This is a genomic window from Shewanella frigidimarina NCIMB 400 (genome assembly GCF_000014705.1).
GTDB lineage: Bacteria > Pseudomonadota > Gammaproteobacteria > Enterobacterales > Shewanellaceae > Shewanella > Shewanella frigidimarina.
In genome coordinates this window covers 2,552,885-2,573,733 of sequence record NC_008345.1, presented here as the reverse complement: position 1 = coordinate 2,573,733, position 20,849 = coordinate 2,552,885, and the positions used below count along the sequence as shown (strand labels likewise).

At 41.7% G+C, this 20,849-nt stretch carries 15 protein-coding genes and 1 tRNA gene; 10 read left to right on the top strand and 6 right to left on the bottom strand.

Features of this window, described 5'->3' with window-relative positions:
* Positions 1 to 39: 39 nt before the first annotated feature.
* The 3 genes from SFRI_RS11110 to pabB form a co-directional block, all read right to left on the bottom strand.
* Positions 40 to 1,761 carry a phospho-sugar mutase gene (locus SFRI_RS11110; protein WP_011637615.1) on the bottom strand — a complete coding sequence of 574 codons (1,722 nt, stop codon included), beginning with the start codon at positions 1,759 to 1,761 and terminating at the stop codon, positions 40 to 42.
* A 373-nt stretch (positions 1,762 to 2,134) separates the two neighbouring features.
* Positions 2,135 to 2,809 carry a glutathione S-transferase family protein gene (locus tag SFRI_RS11105; RefSeq protein ID WP_011637614.1) on the bottom strand — a complete coding sequence of 225 codons (675 nt, stop codon included), beginning with the start codon at positions 2,807 to 2,809 and terminating at the stop codon, positions 2,135 to 2,137.
* A 618-nt stretch (positions 2,810 to 3,427) separates the two neighbouring features.
* On the bottom strand, positions 3,428 to 4,849 hold the full coding sequence (pabB, locus tag SFRI_RS11100; RefSeq protein ID WP_011637613.1) for an aminodeoxychorismate synthase component I: 1,422 nt from the start codon (positions 4,847 to 4,849) through the stop codon (positions 3,428 to 3,430).
* A gap of 138 nt (positions 4,850 to 4,987) precedes the next feature.
* Here pabB and SFRI_RS11095 point away from each other — a divergent pair, with 138 nt between their 5' ends.
* The 5 genes from SFRI_RS11095 to SFRI_RS11070 all read left to right on the top strand — a co-directional run bounded on the left by SFRI_RS11095 (position 4,988) and on the right by SFRI_RS11070 (position 11,951).
* Positions 4,988 to 6,565, top strand: coding sequence for a fumarate hydratase (locus SFRI_RS11095; RefSeq protein ID WP_011637612.1), 1,578 nt, complete (start codon positions 4,988 to 4,990; stop codon positions 6,563 to 6,565).
* A gap of 197 nt (positions 6,566 to 6,762) precedes the next feature.
* A complete protein-coding gene (locus tag SFRI_RS11090; protein WP_011637611.1) occupies positions 6,763 to 8,823 on the top strand; it encodes a dipeptidyl-peptidase 5 in 2,061 nt (686 codons plus the stop codon).
* A gap of 680 nt (positions 8,824 to 9,503) precedes the next feature.
* On the top strand, positions 9,504 to 10,127 hold the full coding sequence (locus SFRI_RS11085) for a YchE family NAAT transporter (protein ID WP_220491623.1): 624 nt from the start codon (positions 9,504 to 9,506) through the stop codon (positions 10,125 to 10,127).
* A gap of 231 nt (positions 10,128 to 10,358) precedes the next feature.
* Positions 10,359 to 10,448 (top strand) — tRNA-Ser (locus SFRI_RS11075).
* 183 nt (positions 10,449 to 10,631) lie between these two features.
* Positions 10,632 to 11,951, top strand: coding sequence for a DEAD/DEAH box helicase (locus tag SFRI_RS11070; protein ID WP_011637609.1), 1,320 nt, complete (start codon positions 10,632 to 10,634; stop codon positions 11,949 to 11,951).
* A gap of 53 nt (positions 11,952 to 12,004) precedes the next feature.
* On the opposite strand, the gene yegS is transcribed toward SFRI_RS11070, so the two are convergent.
* On the bottom strand, positions 12,005 to 12,934 hold the full coding sequence (yegS, locus tag SFRI_RS11065; protein WP_011637608.1) for a lipid kinase YegS: 930 nt from the start codon (positions 12,932 to 12,934) through the stop codon (positions 12,005 to 12,007).
* Between the two features lie 270 nt (positions 12,935 to 13,204).
* Between yegS and SFRI_RS11060 the strand changes: the two genes are divergently transcribed.
* The 5 genes from SFRI_RS11060 (at position 13,205) to SFRI_RS11040 (ending at position 17,708) form a co-directional block, all read left to right on the top strand.
* Complete coding sequence (locus SFRI_RS11060; RefSeq protein ID WP_011637607.1) at positions 13,205 to 15,004, top strand: DUF885 domain-containing protein; 1,800 nt, start codon at positions 13,205 to 13,207, stop codon at positions 15,002 to 15,004.
* A 158-nt stretch (positions 15,005 to 15,162) separates the two neighbouring features.
* Complete coding sequence (locus tag SFRI_RS11055) at positions 15,163 to 15,825, top strand: response regulator transcription factor (protein WP_011637606.1); 663 nt, start codon at positions 15,163 to 15,165, stop codon at positions 15,823 to 15,825.
* A gap of 106 nt (positions 15,826 to 15,931) precedes the next feature.
* Positions 15,932 to 17,056, top strand: coding sequence for a M14 family metallopeptidase (locus SFRI_RS11050; RefSeq protein ID WP_011637605.1), 1,125 nt, complete (start codon positions 15,932 to 15,934; stop codon positions 17,054 to 17,056).
* 56 nt (positions 17,057 to 17,112) lie between these two features.
* On the top strand, positions 17,113 to 17,430 hold the full coding sequence (locus SFRI_RS11045; RefSeq protein ID WP_011637604.1) for a hypothetical protein: 318 nt from the start codon (positions 17,113 to 17,115) through the stop codon (positions 17,428 to 17,430).
* Entirely contained in the window at positions 17,427 to 17,708 is a 282-nt protein-coding gene (locus tag SFRI_RS11040) for a YeaC family protein (protein ID WP_011637603.1), read from the top strand. Before SFRI_RS11045 ends, SFRI_RS11040 begins: the two co-directional genes overlap by 4 nt.
* A 134-nt stretch (positions 17,709 to 17,842) precedes the next feature.
* Here the strand turns inward: SFRI_RS11040 and ansA are convergent, their stop codons facing one another.
* Both ansA and sppA read right to left on the bottom strand, forming a co-directional pair.
* Positions 17,843 to 18,856, bottom strand: coding sequence for an asparaginase (ansA, locus tag SFRI_RS11035; protein WP_011637602.1), 1,014 nt, complete (start codon positions 18,854 to 18,856; stop codon positions 17,843 to 17,845).
* 131 nt (positions 18,857 to 18,987) lie between these two features.
* Positions 18,988 to 20,832 carry a signal peptide peptidase SppA gene (sppA, locus tag SFRI_RS11030; protein WP_011637601.1) on the bottom strand — a complete coding sequence of 615 codons (1,845 nt, stop codon included), beginning with the start codon at positions 20,830 to 20,832 and terminating at the stop codon, positions 18,988 to 18,990.
* Positions 20,833 to 20,849: the final 17 nt, after the last annotated feature.

The window sequence follows — 20,849 nt, the reverse complement described above, 5'->3', positions numbered from 1 at the left end:
TTGAGTTTTGTTAATGAGACTTAATCGCTTGATGAGTTGTTAGCTGGGTAAACTGGTTTGGTGCGATTTAATCAAGGCAGCCATGGCATGTTCCGCACGAGCTTGTGCAGATCCCCAAGTGTCTGAGCTTGTCATGGTTTCAACCACTTCGTAATAACATTTAATTTTAGGTTCAGTACCCGACGGGCGAACAATGACTCGAGCGCCACCTTCTAAGGCATAAATCAACACATCGCTGCTAGGTAAATCAATGGCTTGTTTGCTGCCATCAGCATCAGTTCGCTGCAGACTTTTTAAATCGTCGGTCGAGATCACCGCATACTCACCAATTTTCACGGGTGGATGTTCGCGTAAATAGGCACCAATATTTGGCGTGTCAGCATTAAGGGCAATACTCACTTGTTTATTAAGGTGAAATCCATGTTGGCGATAAATCTGCTCGAGTTTATCCCAAATGGTTTGTCCATTATCTGCAAGTTCTGCAGTCAGTTGGGCAAAGGCCACTAATGCCGATAATCCATCTTTATCCCACACTAAGTTACCAATGGTGTAGCCGAGCGCTTCTTCATAAGCGAATAAGAACTGATTGTCAGCTTGGTGCTTGGCAATACCGACATTCATTAACCACTTAAAGCCGGTAAGAGTGGTATAGCTTTGGCTACCAAACTCAGTGGCAATTTTAGACAACAGGCTTGAGGACACGATAGTGGTGCCAGTGAGTTGCTGATTTTTAGGTGCATGGCTGAGTAAGTAATGACCAAATAACACTCCAACTTGATCGCCTGTCAACATTTGGTAGTCGCCATTTTCAGTGCGAGCGGCAACAGCAAAGCGGTCAGCATCAGGGTCGTTGGCACAAGCGAGTGTAGCATGGTGCTTTTTGGCTTCTGCAATCACCAAATCCATTGCGCCTTTTTCTTCAGGATTTGGAAAGTTTACCGTAGGAAAGTCGCCATCAGGTTCACGTTGAGCCGCCACTGAATACACTTGGGTAAAACCAGCATCATTTAATACCGTTTCAGCCATGTCGGCACCAACACCGTGCATTGCGGTGTAAGCTAAACTGACCTTGTCCTGTCCGCTGTGGTATTGCAGCTCTTTAGCTTCACGTATTCCTTGGCGATAGGCTTGATAGAAATCGTCTTGTAACCAAGTAAGCTTATCTTGTGATATTGCGTCATCTAAGGCTAAAAAGGGAATCGCCTGAGTGGCAGCCCGAGTAATTTGGGCTGCTATGCCTGTGTCGTGAGGAGGAATAATTTGCGCGCCATTTTCCCAATAGACTTTATAGCCATTGTATTGTGGTGGGTTATGGCTTGCGGTAACCACAATGCCAGCCGCAGCGTTAAGATGTTTTACTCCAAAAGCGACTAACGGCGTGGCGGCTACCTTATAGGTTAAATGCACGTTAATGCCCATAGCGGTTAATACACTTGCGGCATCATGGGCAAAGGTAAAGGAATCATGACGTCCATCGTAACCTATTACTACACCACGTTCGGCAGCATTGTCGATTTGCTCGAGTAAGTAAGCTCCCAGACCGACAGTGGTTTGGCGGATAACCAAACGGTTCATCGCCATAGGGCCAACGCCCACTTCACCTCTTAGCCCTGCAGTGCCAAACGCTAAACGACCCGCAAAGCGCGCCGCTAGCTCGGTTTCATTGCCGTTATCAATTAACGTTTGCAGTTGTGAGCGGGTGTGTGGATCGGGATCGTTATTGAGCCATTGGTTGATTTGATGTTGAAGATGGGTATTCATGAGTAACCTCATTGATAATCATTTTCAATAACAGTAGAAAAATACCGCCGCAAGAACAAGTAAATTCGTCTTAAAGTGGATAAAAATAACAAATTGTATTCATGATTTATACGCTTAATCTACATGCTTAAACGCGATCATTAGCCTATAAACAATCAGTTGTAGTTAAATATCAACCCTATAAACCGTGTAGATCAATTTTGAAGCTTTTATATATAAACTTAAAAACGTTGTATAGATAGAAACCTATAGCGTGCATAGTGGCGTTACAGCAAAAGTGTGGCTATATACGCAAATACAAAAAAGGCTTATGGATATCATCCACAAGCCTTTTATAACGCGATTAAAATAACGCGTTCAAAATATCTTTTGCTTAGACAGCATAATTTTGTGGGAAAAACGCACGTTTTGCGTCTTCATCAAATTCTGCTTTAAATTGAATATCTTTACCCATGTCTCTGGCGCGTTCAACAGCAGGACGGTTGTTGATGCTGTTAAACCAGCGTTGAATATTCGGGTAAGTGGCAAGGGCATCTTGGCCTAATACATAGCCGACTTTATCAACCCAACCCCATGCAGCGATATCGACAATGCTCAATTCATCACCCACGATAAATTCACGGTTATTAAGATGTGCGTCAAGTACTTGGTAATGACGTTGAGTTTCACGTAGATAACGGTTTGTTGCGTAATCTATTTTCTCAGGTGCATGGTGAGTGAAATGAACACATTGACCAGAATAAGGGCCTAAACCAGTGGCGACAAACATTAACCACGACAGAAGCTCACCACGATTTTCTGGGGTTGCAGCTAATTGACCTGTTTTGTCAGCAAGGTATAAAAGAATAGCATTAGAATCAAATACCCTTACGCCGTTGTCTTCAATAGCGGGTGTTTTGCTGTTTGGGTTAATCGCTTTGAATTCAGCGCTATGTTGCTCACCTTTTAAGGTATCCACAGGCACGAGTTCAAACTCAAGGCCTGTTTCTTCGAGGAACAAGGCAATTTTCATTGGGTTAGGGCCTGGATGGAAATAAAATTTAATCATGTGAACTCCTTATTAAGTAAGAAGCGTATTTAAGCAGGTTTTGAACGAATGCTCAATATGTATTTGAGCGATCGTTCATGGTTGAAGGTAGTTTGAGTGAATATCATGAGTAATAGTTTAAAACTTGTAATGAAAATGACTTGAAACCTAAAGTTACACCTGAAAAATAATGAGTCGCTCAGTCAGTATTAAAGGGTGTGTATTGAAAGATAATTAGGTTTTAAGAAAACCAACAGATGTAAATAAACTAACATGAATACTGACGCTAATACTGGTTTGGCGAGTAGGGAAATACCTTAGGAATAATGTTAGTTACCATCAGTTGTTATCAATATTGGCGTAAACTTGGTTTCGAGATTATTCGTTATCAAGTTCACGAGTACAGAGAAATCAAGCATCAGCTGATCTTGGTATACATCGATTGAAAGGAGTTTTATGCCTTATGTATCTTGCTAGACACGAGTTCATTTTTAAACTAATCAAGCCATTGCGATGTGCACCCTTGGGTCATTTATATTCCTGTACTTTGACAATTTGACGATTCGATAAGTCAAGAATAACCGTCATTCATGCAAATCGGGATTGTCTGTCTACTTAATGTCTATCGATAGCTGTTTATTACTGATTCAAACTCGTCAACAAAGGTAATATTTTACTGACTTTATCAAAGCTTTCTTGATATTCCGCGGCACCATTAGAGTCGGCAACAATACCACCACCTGCCCAGCAGTAAATGTGGTTTTTTTCAGTGACCAAAGTACGAATGGTTATACTGGTGTCCATGTTTCCGTTTTGGCTTATATAGCCGATGCTGCCGCAATAAAGATTACGTCTGGACGGTTCTAATTCTTCAATGATTTCCATTGCGCGGATTTTTGGCGCACCGGTAATTGACCCACCTGGAAAGGCGGCGTTAAGTAAATCGAATGCTGTTTTGTGTGGTGCAAGTGTGGCAGTCACCGTACTGACTAAATGATGCACCGCAGGAAAGCTTTCAATGGCGAATAACGTCGGCACTTTAACCGAGCCTGGGGCGGCGACTTTACCGATATCGTTTCTTAGTAGGTCTACAATCATCACATTTTCGGCACGATCTTTCTCGGAAGTGATTAATGCGCTAGCGGCTTGTTGATCCAAAATGGGATCATGATGGCGCGGCATGGTACCTTTAATGGGTTTAGTTTCGATATATTGATCGTTAAGTTTAATAAAACGTTCTGGTGAGATAGATAACATGCAGTGGTTATCAACTCGCATAAATGCCGAAAAAGGCGCTTGGTTTGCAAGGGATAAAGCACAATAAGCTTGCCATTCATCTCCTTGATATTGAGCTTCAAATCGTTGGGTTAAATTGATTTGATAACAATCACCACTCAATAAATACTGCTGCACTTGAGCAAATTTATGTTGATACTGCTGACTGTCTATCTGATTACTCCAAGCCGTAGTTAATCTGAAAGGCCTTGATGTTATCGCGTTACTGGCTGATTTTTGTATTTTAGATTCAATTAAATTCAACTCAACTTTTAACGCGTAAGAACCACAGTAATGGTAAGCATACCAAGATTTATCAACGTAACTGTAGACGAGTGAAAAATCATAAAAACCAATATTCATATCATCAAGATGAATATCTTTAATGGAAATTTGTGGCAGCTTTTCAATATTTCGGCCCAGGTCATAGCCAAATGCGCCCAGGGCTCCGACACTAAATGGATGTTGGCTTTCTTGCGCTGAAGGATATAACCGCGCATGCAGTTTAGCTAATGTGTTAAAAGGGTTGGCGTGGCTATCTATTTTAATGTTGAGTGTTTCAATGGCTGGATCTTTGCTACTAAATTGACAGACGCCATCACTGCTAGTTAACGTTGCAATAGGATTAAAGCCGATGATGTCGAATTTGGCATCTTGGTGCGGAGCATTGGCTGAGTCGAGTAATATCGCCCATGGCTGGTGGCTTACCAGTGAAAATAGCTGCTTTGTATCTATTTTCCAGTCCAGTTTTTGCATAAATAGTGCGTTTTTTGCCCGCGCAGACATCGATAACCCTTATCTAAAATGTGATGTAGCCCAAAAAGGATGGAAAGAGTATCATATTGGTCTTAATAGTTAATATTAAATCGATTCTAATAAAAACGATAACCATGTTAGGCCGCAATGGCTGCTGGAGCACCCCATATGTCGACGAATACCACATCTCACTCTACAACTCATTCAACTATATCTAGTCAAGCTGTCGTGATTAAACAAGCTGACTTTATTGAAAGTATTGCTGATTCTCTGCAATACATTTCGTATTACCATCCCAAAGACTTTGTTGATGCGATGACCAAAGCTTACGAGCGTGAAGAAAGCGCTGCCGCTAAAGACGCCATTGCTCAAATTCTGATTAACTCCCGCATGTCAGCCGAAGGCAAACGCCCTTTATGCCAAGACACTGGAATTGTCACCACCTTTGTTAAAATTGGTATGTCTGTTCAGTGGGATAAAACTGACATGACAGTTCAAGAAATGGTCGATGAAGGTGTACGTCGTGCTTACACCAATCCAGATAATCCATTACGTGCATCAATAGTGTCAGATCCTGCCGGTGCGCGTAAAAATACTAAAGACAACACACCATCAGTGGTTCATATTGACATGGTTGCTGGTAATCAAATAGAAGTGATGATTGCAGCCAAAGGTGGTGGGTCGGAAAATAAATCCAAAATGGCCATGCTTAATCCGTCAGACGATATCGCCGCTTGGGTAGAAAAAACATTACCAACAATGGGCGCGGGCTGGTGTCCACCGGGTATGTTAGGCATAGGTATCGGTGGTACTGCTGAGAAAGCGGCCGTTCTGGCCAAAGAATCATTAATGGACCCTGTTGATATTCATGAGTTGATGGCTCGTGGTGCAGAGACCACAGAAGAAAAGCTTCGTTTAGACATTTTTGAACGGGCAAATAACTTAGGCATAGGCGCTCAAGGGTTGGGCGGATTAACCACAGTATTAGACGTTAAAATTAAATCTGTACCGACTCATGCAGCGTCTAAACCAGTAGTGATGATCCCTAACTGCGCAGCAACGCGCCATGTGCATTTTCATTTAGATGGCACTGGTCCAGTCGATTTAGTACCACCATCGTTGTCTGATTGGCCTGAAATTACTCGTGAAGCGGGAGAAAACACTCACCGTGTCAATTTAGATACGGTCACTCAAGCTGAAATCGAAACTTGGAAGAGTGGTGATACCTTATTACTCAACGGTAAAATGCTGACTGGCCGCGATGCAGCTCATAAACGGATTCAAATGTTGCTTGAATCTGGTGAAGGTTTACCAGCAGGTGTCGATTTTACCGGTAAGTTTATTTATTACGTTGGCCCAGTCGATCCAGTCGGTGATGAAGTGGTTGGCCCTGCAGGCCCAACAACGGCAACCCGTATGGATAAGTTCACTGACATGATGTTAGACCAAACAGGCCTAATGGGCATGATTGGTAAGTCTGAGCGTGGTCCTGAAACGGTTGCTTCAATTAAAAAGCACAAAGCAGTCTATTTAATGGCTGTTGGCGGCGCTGCATACCTAGTGTCGAAAGCGATTAAGAAATCACGTGTTGTCGCATTTGAAGATTTAGGCATGGAAGCGATTTACGAATTTGATGTGCAAGACATGCCAGTGACCGTGGCGGTTGATACCAATGGTGTTAATGCGCACGAAACTGGCCCAGCGATTTGGAAAATTAACATCGCTAACAGTAAAGCTAATAAGTAAGCCATCGATAACATTGTGCTTAGACATAAGCGATAAGTGTCAATGTGATTAAACGCTCGGGTTTACAGCTTTTTACAAAAGGCTTGTTGCCTGAGCGTTTTGCTTTGGTTAGTCTGCAATATACATTTTATGATTACGTTTGATATTGGCTGTTTTTGCGGCCTAAACGTAATACGTTTTACTTAAATAACTGAGACATGATAACAATGAAAAAGTCTTCTGTATTATTCGCACTGATTGCTGCTGGCATGGCAACATCAGTGTCTGCGGCTGAGCCCGCAGCTTTTAATGTTCAACAACTGGTTAACTTAAATAAGTTGCATTCAGCAGCCGTATCAAATGATGGTAAAACCATGGTATACGGCGTAAAAGTGGTTGATGATAAAGGCGAGGGCAGCTCAGATCTTTATCTTCTCGACTTGAACGATAAAAATGCTAAGCCAAAGCAACTTACTTCGGCTGCAGGCACTGAACACGATGTCAGCTTTTCGCCAGATGGAAAATCGATTTATTTCCTCGCCAGTCGTTCTGGCACCAGTCAATTGTATCAATTGGCCCTTGATGGTGGAGAGGCTATTGCGGTTACTGATTTACCGTTAGATATCAATGGCTACAAATTGTCTAACGACGGTAAGCAAGTCGTTATGACGTTGCGGGTATTTCCAGAGTGTAAAGACTTAGCGTGTTCAAAAGACAAGTTTACTGCCGAAGCTGAACGTAAAAGCACTGGCCGCGAATACAAGCAGTTGATGGTACGCCATTGGGACACGTGGGAAGACCACGCACGTAACCATTTGTTTGTAGCCTCGCTTAATGGCAACAAAATTACCACCGCGACAAACGTTACAGCGGGCCGTGATACTGAAACACCGCCTAAGCCATTTTCTGGTATGGAAGAGGTCACTTTTACTGCAGACGGTAAGTACGTTGTTTATAGCGCTAAAGCGCCGAGCCGCGATCAAGCTTGGACAACTAATTACGATTTATGGCAAGTGCCTGTAGCTGGCGGTGAAACGGTTAACTTAACCCCAGATAACCAAGCATGGGATGCCCAGCCAACGTTCTCTGCAGATGGCCGTTATCTTGCCTATTTAGCCATGAGCAAGGCGGGTTACGAAGCTGATCGTTACCGTATTATGTTACGTGACAATGTTACTGGCCAAGAAAAAGAAGTTGCACCATTGTGGGATCGCAGTGCGAGTTCATTGAACTTTAGTGCCGATGGCCGTACTTTGTATGTGACAGCACAAGATCTTGGGCAAGTGACCATTTTTGAAGTGAACACACAGTTTGGTGATGTTCGTCCTATTTACAACCAAGGTAGTAACAGCCTAGTGGCTGTGACCAGTAATCGTCTTATTTTCAAGAAATCATCATTAGTTGAACCTGGCGATTTATTCAGTGTGTCACTAGAAGGTGAGCAACTGAAACAGCTAACCAACGTCAACAGTGAAAAATTAGCTGACATTAAGTTTGGTGATTTTGAACAGTTCAACTTTAAAGGTTGGAATGACGAAACCGTTCATGGCTATTGGATCAAACCCGTTAACTATGAAGAAGGTAAAAAATACCCAATTGCTTACCTTGTACACGGCGGTCCACAAGGCTCATTTGGTAACAGTTTTAGCAGCCGCTGGAATGCTCAATTATGGGCTGGTGCAGGCTATGGCGTCGTGATGGTCGACTTCCATGGTTCTACTGGTTATGGCCAAGCGTTTACTGACTCTATTGGCAAGGATTGGGGCGGAAAACCGCTTGAAGATCTTAAAAAAGGGATGGCAGCGGTTACCACACAGCAACCTTGGTTAGATGCTAATAATGCATGTGCACTGGGCGGTTCCTACGGTGGCTATATGATGAACTGGTTCCAAGGCAAATGGAACGATGGCTTCAAGTGTCTAGTCGACCATGCTGGTTTGTTTGATATGCGTTCTATGTATTACGTCACAGAGGAATTGTGGTTCCCTGAATATGAATTCGGTGGCCCATACGATCAAAACAAAGAACTATATGAAAAGTTTAACCCAGTAAACTATGTTGAAAACTGGAAAACACCAATGCTCGTCATCCATGGTGAAAAAGACTACCGTGTTCCTTATGGTCAAGGCCTTGCTGCATTTACCTTTATGCAGCGTAAAGGTATTCCTTCTGAGCTATTGGTATTTCCTGATGAGAATCACTGGATTTTAAATCAAGATAACTTACAGCTATGGTACAAGAATGTATTAGGCTGGATGGATCGTTGGACAGCGCAATAGTGTTTGTACTTTCTCTGTAGAAGACATGCTAAAGCCAGTACTAAAAAAATGGCGTAGTCCTCAACACAGATTTACCTTCATAAGTTAATTAAAAGAGATGTTGCTACTGGCAACATCTCTTTTTTGTTCCTAAGCTATTGTAGCTTCGGATATTGTGGCTTCGGATATTGTGGCTCAAGCCAATCGCAGTTTTACCAGAGGCAATGAGTTATTCATTAATCAAGATGATACTCAAGTCAATATCTACACTGTTTACTCATAAAAATAAAACTACATTCTGTTGAAAATAAACTGACCAGTAAAGCGAGCACTTTTGTGAGAAATAAAAAATCCGCTATCGTTAGTATTTTTCATCATAAGGCTATTCTTATTTTGTTGATTAATATGTAGGTTAACCACAGGAAAACAAGATTTTAAGTCCTGCTGTAGGTTAAATCATCATATTGATGATAATTAGAACAGCCTGGTGAAATAAAATAACTAAAAATGCGTGTTTACGTAAACTGTCAATATGATATCAAAACATAAATAATAGACGTGACATTAGTTTTTGTATGGTAAAACGGTCTATCAAATATAAAAAATTTCATTTGGGGAATGGCAATGTTTCAGCTACATTAGCGCCCTCAGAATCGAGCTTCAAATCAGGTAATATCAAGAGGGTGTAGTTAGTGGATTTTATGCTTTATATCAAGTTCTTTTTAGGACTGTTAGCCATCATTAACCCAGTAGGGTTATTACCTGTATTTGTGAGCTTAACCAGCCATCAAACTGAAGCTGATCGCCAAAATACTAATCGTGATGCAAATATGGCCGTAGTGATCATTCTATTGGTGACGGCAATAGCAGGCCATTACATTCTTAGTATGTTCAGTATTTCATTATCGGCTTTTCGTATTGCCGGTGGTAGCTTGATTTGTATTATTGCGATGTCGATGTTGCAAGGTAAAATCAGTGAAGTGAAACGCAACCAAGAAGAAGACCGTGAGTCTTCAGGGATGGAATCTGTTGCAGTTGTGCCATTAGCTTTGCCATTAATGGCTGGTCCTGGTGCCATTAGTGCGGTGATTGTGTTTGCGGCGGAGCATCACCAAATAACCAACTACATTGGTATGTTTTTAACCATTATTACCTTAGGCCTTGTTAGTTGGGGTTTATTTCGTATGGCGCCAATGCTGTTTAAACTATTAGGTAAAACTGGCATTAACGTTATTACCCGTCTAATGGGCCTACTGATGTTGTCTTTAGGCATTGAAGTGATTGCCGCAGGTGTTAAAGGACTTTTCCCTACCTTAATAGGTTAGTTAGCTTGTTAGTTGCTGTGCATTTGTGCAAACGCTTGATAGTGGGGTTTTTTAGCTTGACCCGCTATCATCATTTGCGTAAAGTACGCCTCGATTAGAACTGCCGCGGTTAGTATTAAGTGGTTTTGTATTATTGAGAGGTAATTATTCCACTCAATAGAATCAAATATTAAGTACTGCCTTTTTATCTGATGACTTTTAATGGTATGGATAAAAAGTAAGTCACAAATTGGTGAGCTGGCTGAGTGGCTGAAGGCGCACGCCTGGAAAGTGTGTTTAGGTTTATCCCTAACGAGAGTTCGAATCTCTCGCTCACCGCCATATTATGAAAAAAGACGTCTTCGGACGTCTTTTTTCATTTGTGTTTTAATACAATACTGACAATTTGAGTGATGCTTCGTCTCGCCGTTGTCTAGTATGACTTTATATTAATGAGGTGTTAGCGCTTGTTATGCGTAGCCTCTATAATGCTTTATTCTTGTTTTACTACTGAGACCCACTTTCATGCCTTTTTCGACACTTGGATTACGCGACACGATTGTCAATGCCCTACATGAAGTGGGATACAGTCAGCCGACACCTATTCAACAACAGACTATTCCGGTTATTTTAAAGGGTAAGAACCTGCTCGCCGCTGCGCAAACTGGTACCGGTAAAACCGCAAGTTTTGTATTACCAATATTAGAACGCTTAGCCGACACTGAAATCCAGCGTGCAAAACGTATTCGAGCGTTGATTTTAACCCCAACTCGCGAACTCGCAGTGCAAGTTCATGCCAACGTAGTGCAGTACGCCAAGCATTTACCATTAACCTCTATTGCCATTTATGGTGGAGTTGATGAGAAGCCGCAAAAACAAGCCTTAATCGATGGTGTCGATATTTTGGTGGCCACACCGGGACGTTTACTAGACTTATATACTCAACGTGCCGTGCACTTTGATGAAGTTGAAGTGTTGGTGCTTGATGAAGCCGATAGAATGCTCGACATGGGCTTTATCGAAGATATTAATAAAATCATCGATAAATTACCTTCTGAACGTCAGAGTTTATTGTTTTCCGCGACGTTATCAAACCAAGTGCGAGCGTTAGCGAAAACGGCCATTAAACGTCCTGTGGAAATTTCAGTGATTGCTGATCGCGATTCAGCACCGAAAATCGAGCAGTGGTTAACGACGGTTGATAAAGATAAAAAATCAGCTTTATTAAGTCATTTAATTAAAACCGAAGAGTGGAACCAAGCACTCATCTTTATCGAAACCAAACAAGGTGCTGCCAAATTGGTGAGTCAGCTTGAAAAGCGTGATATTGCTGCAGAGTGTATTCACAGTGGCCGAAGCCAGCCGGTGCGTGAACAAATTTTAGCTGATTTTAAATCGGGTAACATTAAATACCTTGTGGCTACCGGCATTGCAGCGCGCGGTATTGATATTGACGATTTATCGCGTGTTGTTAATTATGACTTACCTTATCCGGCCGATGACTATATTCATCGTATTGGTCGTACCGGTCGTGCGGGCGCTGCTGGTGTTGCTATTTCTTTTGTGTCCAATGATGACTTTAAAAATTTGTGTATGATTGAAAGCCGTTTAGGGCATTTAATTGAACGTAAAGAAATAGCGGGGTTTGAACCCTCGAAGCCAATTCCTATTTCAGTGTTGAATTTTATTCCTAAAAATCGTCAGCATAAATCAACATCAGCGACAGATCGACCAACGCTGAGTTTGGGCAAGTCGAAAACAGCTTCTGCTGATTTTAGAAAAACCAAACCATCTAAAGCGTCAACTACGCCTAAGGGTAACAAACCTAATCCCTGGAACATTTAAGTTGATTAGGTAAACGATTAACTCAGTTATCGTATTGGTGATTAAAGCGGAATTTATATTCCGCTTTTTTGTGTGGATTGTACAAGGCAAGGGCAGTTTGGCGGCAATACAAACTGAATGGCTTTTGGGAGAACTTCAAAACGCATTTTTTTGGTTGGATAAGGTTCGCCATCTAAATTAAGCGGTAACTTGATAGGAAAATCAATTTCTAACCAACGGGTTTGAAAGTGATAACAAAACTTAGCTTCATGACTCATGGCTTGTATTTCATCTAACACCACCGGGATATCAAAGGTTGAAAATGACTTCAACAGGGTAATATCCATCAAACCGTCATCAATTAATGCATTGGGTGCCAGCATTTGCCCACCGCCAGCCTGCTTATTATTGCAAATGGCCCCCACCACAATATCACCATTGAACGTTCCTTTATCGGTGGTAATACTGCCTTGATAAGGCTTAAAGCCTAATGCTTTAGCCAATCCGACTAAGGTATAAGCTCCACCGCCAAGAAAGTCTTTTAATTCTGTTGGGGTTTCTGCGGTGACTTGCGCGCCAAACCCGGCGACTGCTGCATTAATAAAATAATTATTGTTGGCCCGGATGATATCAATAGGGTAGCTGTCACCATGAATTGCCAGTTCCAGAGTGGATTGAATAATATTGCTAATACCGCACGCTGTGGCGAAGTCATTTGCGGTGCCTAATGGCAGCACGGCTATTTCGAGCTTATGATCCTGTTGTGGTTGTTGCATCAGGGCATTTACTGCCTCATTAAGCGAGCCATCTCCGCCGCCAATCACGACTCTGCCGACATTATCGGCTATGGCTTCTGTTATAAAACGCAACATATCAGCGCTTTCCCAAGAGACTCGCACGTCAATCGTATGGCCCTGCTCGCGCAAAGCGATAACCGATTGTCTTATGTCGACATTGGTGGCCTTTTTACCATTAAGCAGTAGTCGGATATGTGTTAAGGGCATCGTTAAGTTCTCTGTTAGTTATTTTGGAACGGTCACCAGACAAAAAATACTTTTTTAAGTCACAAGTAGTTGGCCTATTCGCGATTTTTCTGTCACAAAAGATGTCTGCTTGATGCAAAACAATGACGAACATGATTAACTCATTATAATTGTCGTAAGATGAATTTTTATTCGTATCTTCGCAACAAAAATCTTTGTGCACGAAAGCGATATGCATCAAAAAATAAGTTTATATACACTAAAAAATAATAACAATGTAAGGGATAACTAATGAAAAAATCTTTACTTGCTTTGGCGGTTTCTTTTGCCTTGGCTGGATTGGTAGGTTGTAGCGATGACTCGGTTAAGCAAAGTCCACAAACCAAGGCCGTTACTGCTGAGGCTAGCACAACTAGTGCTGCGGCAGCATTAAACTTTAACGAATATTCACAACAGTTTATTGATGAGCTGTGGGCATTATCACCAACCTGGGCGCTGTACAGTGGCAAACATGTTAATGATGGCTATTTAGATATCCCAAATCAAGCAAGCCGCGACAAAACGTTGGCATTTGTTAAACAACAGCAAGCGGCGCTAGCCCAATTTGATCCGCAGTCACTAACGGCTAACGAGTTAATTGATTATAAATTACTGAGTAATTTAGTGGAGTCAATGCAATGGGAAATTACACGCTTTAAAGGTTGGCAATGGGACCCGTCAAATTACAATGTTGCCGGTGGTTTTGCGCAAATTATCAATGAAGACTTTGCGCCATTAGATGAACGCTTAACATCTGTGATTGCACGTCTTGAAAATGTGCCAGCCTATTATGAGGCCGCGCGAAACAATATTAGTGAGCCGACACTTGAGCATACCCAATTAGCCATTATGCAAAATCAAGGCGCATTTTCGGTATTGTCTGCCGAGTTAGTCCAGCAAGTCACTGATTCAGGCTTAAGCGCAGAGCAGAAAGCGTTATTTGCTGAGCGTTTTGATGCAGCAACTGCAGCAATTAAACAGCACATTGAGTGGTTAACCGCGCTTGAAACTAAGCTAACCGAAAATGGAGGCCGCGATTTCCGTATTGGTGAAACCTTATACGAAGAAAAGTTCGCCTTTGATATTCAGTCTGGTATGACGGCTAAACAGTTATATGACAAAGCTGTGGCAGATAAAAATCATGTTCAGCAAGAAATGGCTAAGATCACCGATACCATTTGGTCAAAATATATCGATACTCCAAAACCAGACGATGAGAGACAAGCAATTCGTCAGTTGATTGATGTGTTATCAACCAAACATGTTAAACGAGAAAACTTTGTAGCCGAAGTGCGAAAGCAAATTCCAGAGCTGATTAAGTTTGTCAATGACAAACAACTGGTCACGCTTGATCCTAAGAAGCCGTTAATTGTTCGTGAAACGCCTGAATACATGCGCGGTTTTGCCGGAGCTTCTATCAGTGCACCAGGACCGTATGACAAAGGCGGTAATACTTACTACAACGTTTCACCCCTTGATGACATGAGTGATGAGTCGGCAGAGAGCTATTTACGTGAATACAATCACTGGATTTTACAGGTTCTGAATATTCATGAGGCTATCCCAGGGCATTACACGCAATTAGTCTTTTCTAACCAATCTCCTAGTTTAGTGAAAAGCTTATTTGGTAATGGTGCCATGATTGAAGGTTGGGCTGTGTATACCGAACGAATGATGTTGGAAGAAGGCTATGGTAATTTTGAACCTGAAATGTGGCTGATGTATTACAAATGGAATTTACGGGTTATTTGTAACACTATTTTAGACTACAGCATTCAAGTCAATGGAATGGGCGAGCAAGAGGTGATTGACTTGCTCGAGAATGAAGCATTCCAACAACGTGCTGAAGCTGAAGGAAAGTGGCGCAGAGCCACGTTAAGTCAAGTTCAACTGACGAGTTATTACGCCGGTTACCGTGAGATTTATGATTTCCGCGAACAACTTAAAGCTAAACAAGGTGAGAGCTTTGATTTGAAACAGTTTCATGAACAGTTTTTAAGTTACGGTAGTGCGCCAGTTAAGTTCATTAAGCAGTTGATGACAGATAAATAGACCTATGACGTCTCACTCATAATTGTGACAAATGTCTCAAGGCCTGAAGTTTCAGGCCTTTTTTGTTAATGAAAAGGGTCACAGGGTGGATTAAATCTGGTTTTGGGTAAATCAATATGATAATCTTAATGGTAATCGTTATCATTAAGTAGCTGAGCATGAAGAATATCCTATTCATTGAACATACCCTTTCCGATAAAAGTGACGTAGGTCGACAGTTAAATGAGCAGGGCTACAGTATTCATCGGGTTAATAATGCCTTTGATGCGTTGATCCAAATGGAGACTCTGCAGCTTGAAGCCATATTATTAGATTTTTCGGTGCCCAAAATGGAGTCATTTTGGTTGCTGGTCGCACGACAAAGCCGAACCCCCATTATTGTATTAGCAGAAAGTAATAGCGAGCTTGAGCGTATTAATGCGTTAGAGTTAGGCGCCGACGATTACCTCACTAGACCGATTAATATCCGCGAATTGCAGTTACGTCTTAATGTACTCCATCGACGATGCCAAGCACCGATTAATGATGATGTTAATGACAGTATTGGTTTTGATGATACCTCCTATACCATTAGTTTTGCCGATAAGTCGCTCGTGTTGACGCAAACAGAATATCGATTATTCAAATATTTATTTGATAGGCAAGGCGAGGTGGTTACTAAAGAAGAATTACAACTTCGAGTGCTGCATAAAGAACTTGGACGTTTTGACCGCAATTTAGACATGCATATCAGCAATACACGCCGTAAATTAGTCAAACGTAATTTACCACGAGAACTAATTAATACCGTTCGCGGTCAAGGTTACAGCTTTAGCTTTTAATGGTTCACACCAATTGCCGCATTTGATAAGCTATGGCGCATAAAATAAGGCTAAAACCAATCGTTATTAAGCCACAAAATAAGCGCAAGCAATAAAGGATAATCTAATGCGGATTACAGCAAACTTTGACGGCGGCAATATTGACGTCATTAATCTAGACAAACATGATGATATACAACTCGCCATTCGTCCCGATTTTGGAGGTGAGTTTTATCAATGGTTTAACTTTCGTTTAGAAGGGGTAGTCGGTCAGACATATACCCTTAACATTCTCAATGCCGGTAGTGCATCTTACCCAAAAGGTTGGGAAGAGTATCAAGCCGTGGCCAGTTATGATCGCCAAACCTGGTTCCGATTACCTACTCAGTATGTCGATGGCAAATTAACCATCCAAGCTGAGCTCGATTGTGAAGCCATTCAAATTGCTTATTTTGCACCGTACAGCTACGAACGTCATTTAGATTTAATCAGCGAAGTGCAATTACATCCAGCCGTGAGTCTTGAACATCTTGGGTTAACGCTTGATGGTCGCGACATGACTTTGCTTAAAATTGGTGATGCTAACCCAGATAAAAAGAATATTTGGATCACTGCACGTCAACACCCTGGCGAAACCATGGCTGAATGGTTAGTTGAAGGCTTGTTAAATCAATTACTCGATAGTGATTGTCCAACATCGAAAGCCTTATTAGACAAAGCCAATTTCTATATTGTGCCTAATATGAATCCAGATGGCAGCGCACGCGGCCATTTACGCACTAATGCTGTAGGTACTAACTTAAATCGCGAATGGCAAACACCGAGCTTAGAAAAAAGCCCTGAAGTGTATTATGTCGTTAATAAAATGCATCAAACTGGTGTTGATTTATTTTACGATGTGCACGGCGATGAAGGTCTTCCTTATGTGTTCCTTGCCGGTTGTGAAGGGGTGCCAAGCTACAACGATAAAATGGCTCAATTACAACAGCAATTTTTGAGTGCATTGACCATTGCCAGTGCTGATTTCCAAACAGAGTTTGGTTACGATAAAGATGAGCCAGGTAAAGCTAATTTAACCGTGGGTTCTAATTGGGTTGCTAATACGTTCAGTTGTTTATCGAATACCTTAGAAATGCCATTTAAAGATAACGCCAATTTAGCCGACCCATTTGTGGGCTGGTCTCCAGAACGTTGCGTATATTTAGGTGAAGCGTCTTTAGTTGCGATGCTAGCAGTGGTTGATAATTTATAATCGCGACCGTAAGCGGTAATTTTTATCTTCAGATGATCAAGCAGGTAGAATGAATTATGGCCTTAGTTGCATGTCCTAAATGTCAAAAGCGTATTTCAAGTCTGGCTAAGCAATGTGAGCATTGTAAGACAGACTTGAGCGGTAATACTGAGTCATTAACGATTATCAGTCACATTGAGCGTTCAAATAGCTTAATGACCCAAAGCTTTATTTTTTTGACATTATTTATCGCAGGGGTTGTAGTGTGGTTTTGGGGAGGAGAGCCTGCACAGGGGTTAACTTCTTACGCCGCGATTGCAAGTTTTGTTATTGGCTTTACGGGTTATCTTGTTACCCGAGTCAGAATAGTGTTACATAAACGGAAATCAGTATGAACGATATCAATAAAGTCATTGATGAAATGCCTGAAGAAGTATACCAACGCTTGTTGTCTGCAACGGAGCTCGGTAAGTGGGATGACGGTACGGTATTAACTGAGCCACAGCGTGAGTCGACCTTACAAGTCGTGATGTTGTATCAAGCGCGTAAGCTGCAACAAACTGAACATTTTACTATCGCAGCGGGTGGCAATATTAATGAGCTGTCCAAATCTGAGCTGAAAAAACAATTTAAAGGCGATCCAATCGCCGAGTTTAAAGAAGCTGATTTATAATCATCTGAAATTGAATAATATGTGTTATCAGTAATGGATATTATGATACAAAAAATGCGAGCTAATGAGCTCGCATTTTTATTAAGCTGTTATCTGATTAAAATAATAACCACATAAAATATCAATAACGTAATCTAGTCCGTCGTCAGTTCACCAATCAGATTTTCCTGCATACGTTGTTTAATTTGCGCTGGGGTTAATCCAATAGACAACAAATAATGCAATTTAGCTAACGCCGCTTCAATGGTCATATCAGCACCACTTATTACCCCAGCTTGTGCTAAAGCATTACCTGTAGCATAACCGCGCATATTGACCTTACCCTGGAAACACTGGGTCAAATTAACCAATATAATACCGCGTTCATCGGCTTGTTTAAGTGTATCCAGTAGCTTCTTATCTTGTGGTGCATTCCCGACGCCAAAGGTCAATAAAATCAGTGCTTTTACCGGTTGCTGTAAAATATTATTAAAAATGTCAGTGGAGATCCCAGGGTAAAGTGTCACCACACCTACAGGTTGCGGACTGATGGTAACAACCTCTAACGGGGCACCCGTTGGCTGCGTTATTTTACCCGCTTTAAGGTTAATTTTAATGCCTGCCTCGAGCAACATCGGGAAGTTAGGCGATGCAAACGCATCGAATCCGTCAGCATGGGCTTTGGTTGAGCGATTACCACGAAACAGTTTGTTATTAAAAAATAAACAGACTTCTGCAACGGGGTAGTTGGCCGCAATATAAAGCGAATTGAGCAAGTTGGTTTGACCGTCTGAACGTAACTGCGCTAACGGAATTTGTGAACCTGTTACGATAACTGGCTTGGATAAACCTTGCAGCATAAATGACAATGCAGAGGCGGTATAAGCCATGGTATCTGTTCCATGTAAAATAACGAATCCATCGTACTTTTCATAATTGGCTTGAATATCATTAGCTATCATTTGCCAGTCTGTCGGCGCCATATTGGATGAGTCAATTAATGGGCTGTATTCATGAATAAAGAACTCAGGCATTTCGTCATGATAAAACTCGGGCATTGACTGAACACAATCTGTTAAGAAGCCTGATACTGGCACAAAACCGTTCGCGGTCTTTTGCATCCCGATGGTACCGCCGGTATAAGCAACGTAAATTGAACGTTTTGTCATGTATGTAGGCTCTAATTGAATGTCGATTGCAGATTGTGCAAATTATACGAGTTTATTTGACGATCCCCAATAAAAAAGCCTGCTAAGCAGGCTTTTTTTGAATAATATTCATATTGCTATCATATTATTGATTAGTAATTACAGTTTTCGCAATACATATAGACATGATTAGGGTCATCAAACATCGACAATGTTTCAAATGCACCAGCCCACTGCTTGGCAAAGCGTTCAATGAAACTAGTTTGACGAACACTGTCTGGAACATAAGCCACAGTAGCGCCCATGATTTGCTGCATCAGTTGTTGTTCAGCGCTTAGCTCTTGCTCAATCACTTTAACGTCGAACTTGTCCATTTTCGCTAAATCAGCAGCTTTGGCTAATGCCACATCCATATCACCCAGTTCATCAACTAGGCCTAAGGTGAGTGCGCGTTTACCTGTCCATACACGGCCTTGAGCAATATTGTCTACTTGCTCTAGCGTCATATGACGCTCTTTTGCTACCAGAGAAATAAACTCATGGTAACCACGTTCAATATGACGTTGTACTACCGCGGCAACTTGTGGGTTTAATTCACGTGCAGGCGATAAACCTGCCCAATCAGATGTTGCGACACCATCAGAGGTTACACCAAAATGATTAAGAGCTTGCTCAAACGTAGCGAACATACCGAAAATACCGATTGAACCTGTTAGGGTTGTTGGCGTAGCCACAATATAGTCGGCACTGGCTGATATCCAATATCCGCCAGATGCAGCAAGGCTACCCATGCTAACAACCACAGGCTTACCTGCAGCTTTTAGCGCTAACACTTCTTGACGAATTTGCTCTGATGCAAATGCACTACCACCAGGGCTGTCAACACGAAGTACGACGGCTTTCACTTTATCGTCAAAGCGTGCTTTCATGAGCAATGCAGAGGTACTTTCGCCACCAATTTGTCCGGCAGGTTGTTTACCGTTAAGAATCGTGCCTTTAGCAACGATAACGGCCACTGCGTCTTGTTCAACAAATTTAGGCATTGGTGCGGTTAATGTTCGGTAATCATTAAAGCTAATTTGCTTAAAGTTTTTACCTTCTTTATCACTGCCTACACGTTCAATCATAGCGACACGGAATGCATCAGCCGAAACCAGTTCGTCAACCCATTTCATGTTTACAGCCATTTGAGCACTGTCACCTTCAGCTTTATCAAGCTGAGCGAGATACTCATCTGTACTTAACACTAATTGATCTGGAGCGATTTGACGGTTGCTGGCAACAATAGTCGAGTAGCTTTGCCAAATATCATTTAACAATTCTTTGCTGGCGACTTTGTCGGCATCAGACATATCGTCACGAATAAAGGGCTCTACAGCTGACTTAAACGTTCCCACTCGAAATACGTGAGTGGTAATTTTGAGTTTTTCGAGTGCTGCTTTGTAATATAAGCGATAACGGCTTAAGCCATCAAGCGCTACCATACCTTGGTTATTAAGGTATATTTTGTCTGCAAAGCTGGCTAAAAAATATTGATTTTGATCATAACCATTGGCCATTGCGATAACTGACTTATTGGCTGCTTTAAACTGAGTTAATGCTTCACCAATGGCGGTCATTTTACTAATGCCGGCATCACGAAGATCAGCTAAGTCCAATACGATACTGGTAATGCGGGCGTCTTGAGTCGCATTATTAATTGTATAAAGTACGTCAGCTAATAGAATTTCACCTTCTGGATCATTCGCTTGCCCTTGGCTAAATGCCATTTCTATTGGGTCTACATAATGTTTTTGGTCCACTATGCTCCCAGACAAGTTCAGCACTAATGCTGATTGATCTTCGACGACAATTTCATCTTCGCTGTTGAGAAGTACCACAGTGATGACAGCCAACAAACCAAAAAATATTACGTTGATGATGAACTTACGGATACCGTTTACTGTATTCCATAACAGTAAAAACATCCTTTTTAAAAACGAGGGTTTAGCGGACATTTGCCACTCCTTTATCA

Coding starts and splice junctions, on each gene's coding strand:
- SFRI_RS11085 (WP_220491623.1), top strand. CDS start 9,504: ATGCTTTATATCAAGTTCTTTTTAGGACTGTTAGCCATCATTAACCCA.
- SFRI_RS11050 (WP_011637605.1), top strand. CDS start 15,932: ATGCGGATTACAGCAAACTTTGACGGCGGCAATATTGACGTCATTAAT.
- SFRI_RS11055 (WP_011637606.1), top strand. CDS start 15,163: ATGAAGAATATCCTATTCATTGAACATACCCTTTCCGATAAAAGTGAC.
- SFRI_RS11070 (WP_011637609.1), top strand. CDS start 10,632: ATGCCTTTTTCGACACTTGGATTACGCGACACGATTGTCAATGCCCTA.
- ansA (WP_011637602.1), bottom strand. CDS start 18,856: ATGACAAAACGTTCAATTTACGTTGCTTATACCGGCGGTACCATCGGG.
- SFRI_RS11040 (WP_011637603.1), top strand. CDS start 17,427: ATGAACGATATCAATAAAGTCATTGATGAAATGCCTGAAGAAGTATAC.
- pabB (WP_011637613.1), bottom strand. CDS start 4,849: ATGTCTGCGCGGGCAAAAAACGCACTATTTATGCAAAAACTGGACTGG.
- SFRI_RS11060 (WP_011637607.1), top strand. CDS start 13,205: ATGAAAAAATCTTTACTTGCTTTGGCGGTTTCTTTTGCCTTGGCTGGA.
- SFRI_RS11105 (WP_011637614.1), bottom strand. CDS start 2,809: ATGATTAAATTTTATTTCCATCCAGGCCCTAACCCAATGAAAATTGCC.
- yegS (WP_011637608.1), bottom strand. CDS start 12,934: ATGCCCTTAACACATATCCGACTACTGCTTAATGGTAAAAAGGCCACC.
- SFRI_RS11110 (WP_011637615.1), bottom strand. CDS start 1,761: ATGAATACCCATCTTCAACATCAAATCAACCAATGGCTCAATAACGAT.
- sppA (WP_011637601.1), bottom strand. CDS start 20,832: ATGTCCGCTAAACCCTCGTTTTTAAAAAGGATGTTTTTACTGTTATGG.
- SFRI_RS11045 (WP_011637604.1), top strand. CDS start 17,113: ATGGCCTTAGTTGCATGTCCTAAATGTCAAAAGCGTATTTCAAGTCTG.
- SFRI_RS11090 (WP_011637611.1), top strand. CDS start 6,763: ATGATAACAATGAAAAAGTCTTCTGTATTATTCGCACTGATTGCTGCT.
- SFRI_RS11095 (WP_011637612.1), top strand. CDS start 4,988: ATGTCGACGAATACCACATCTCACTCTACAACTCATTCAACTATATCT.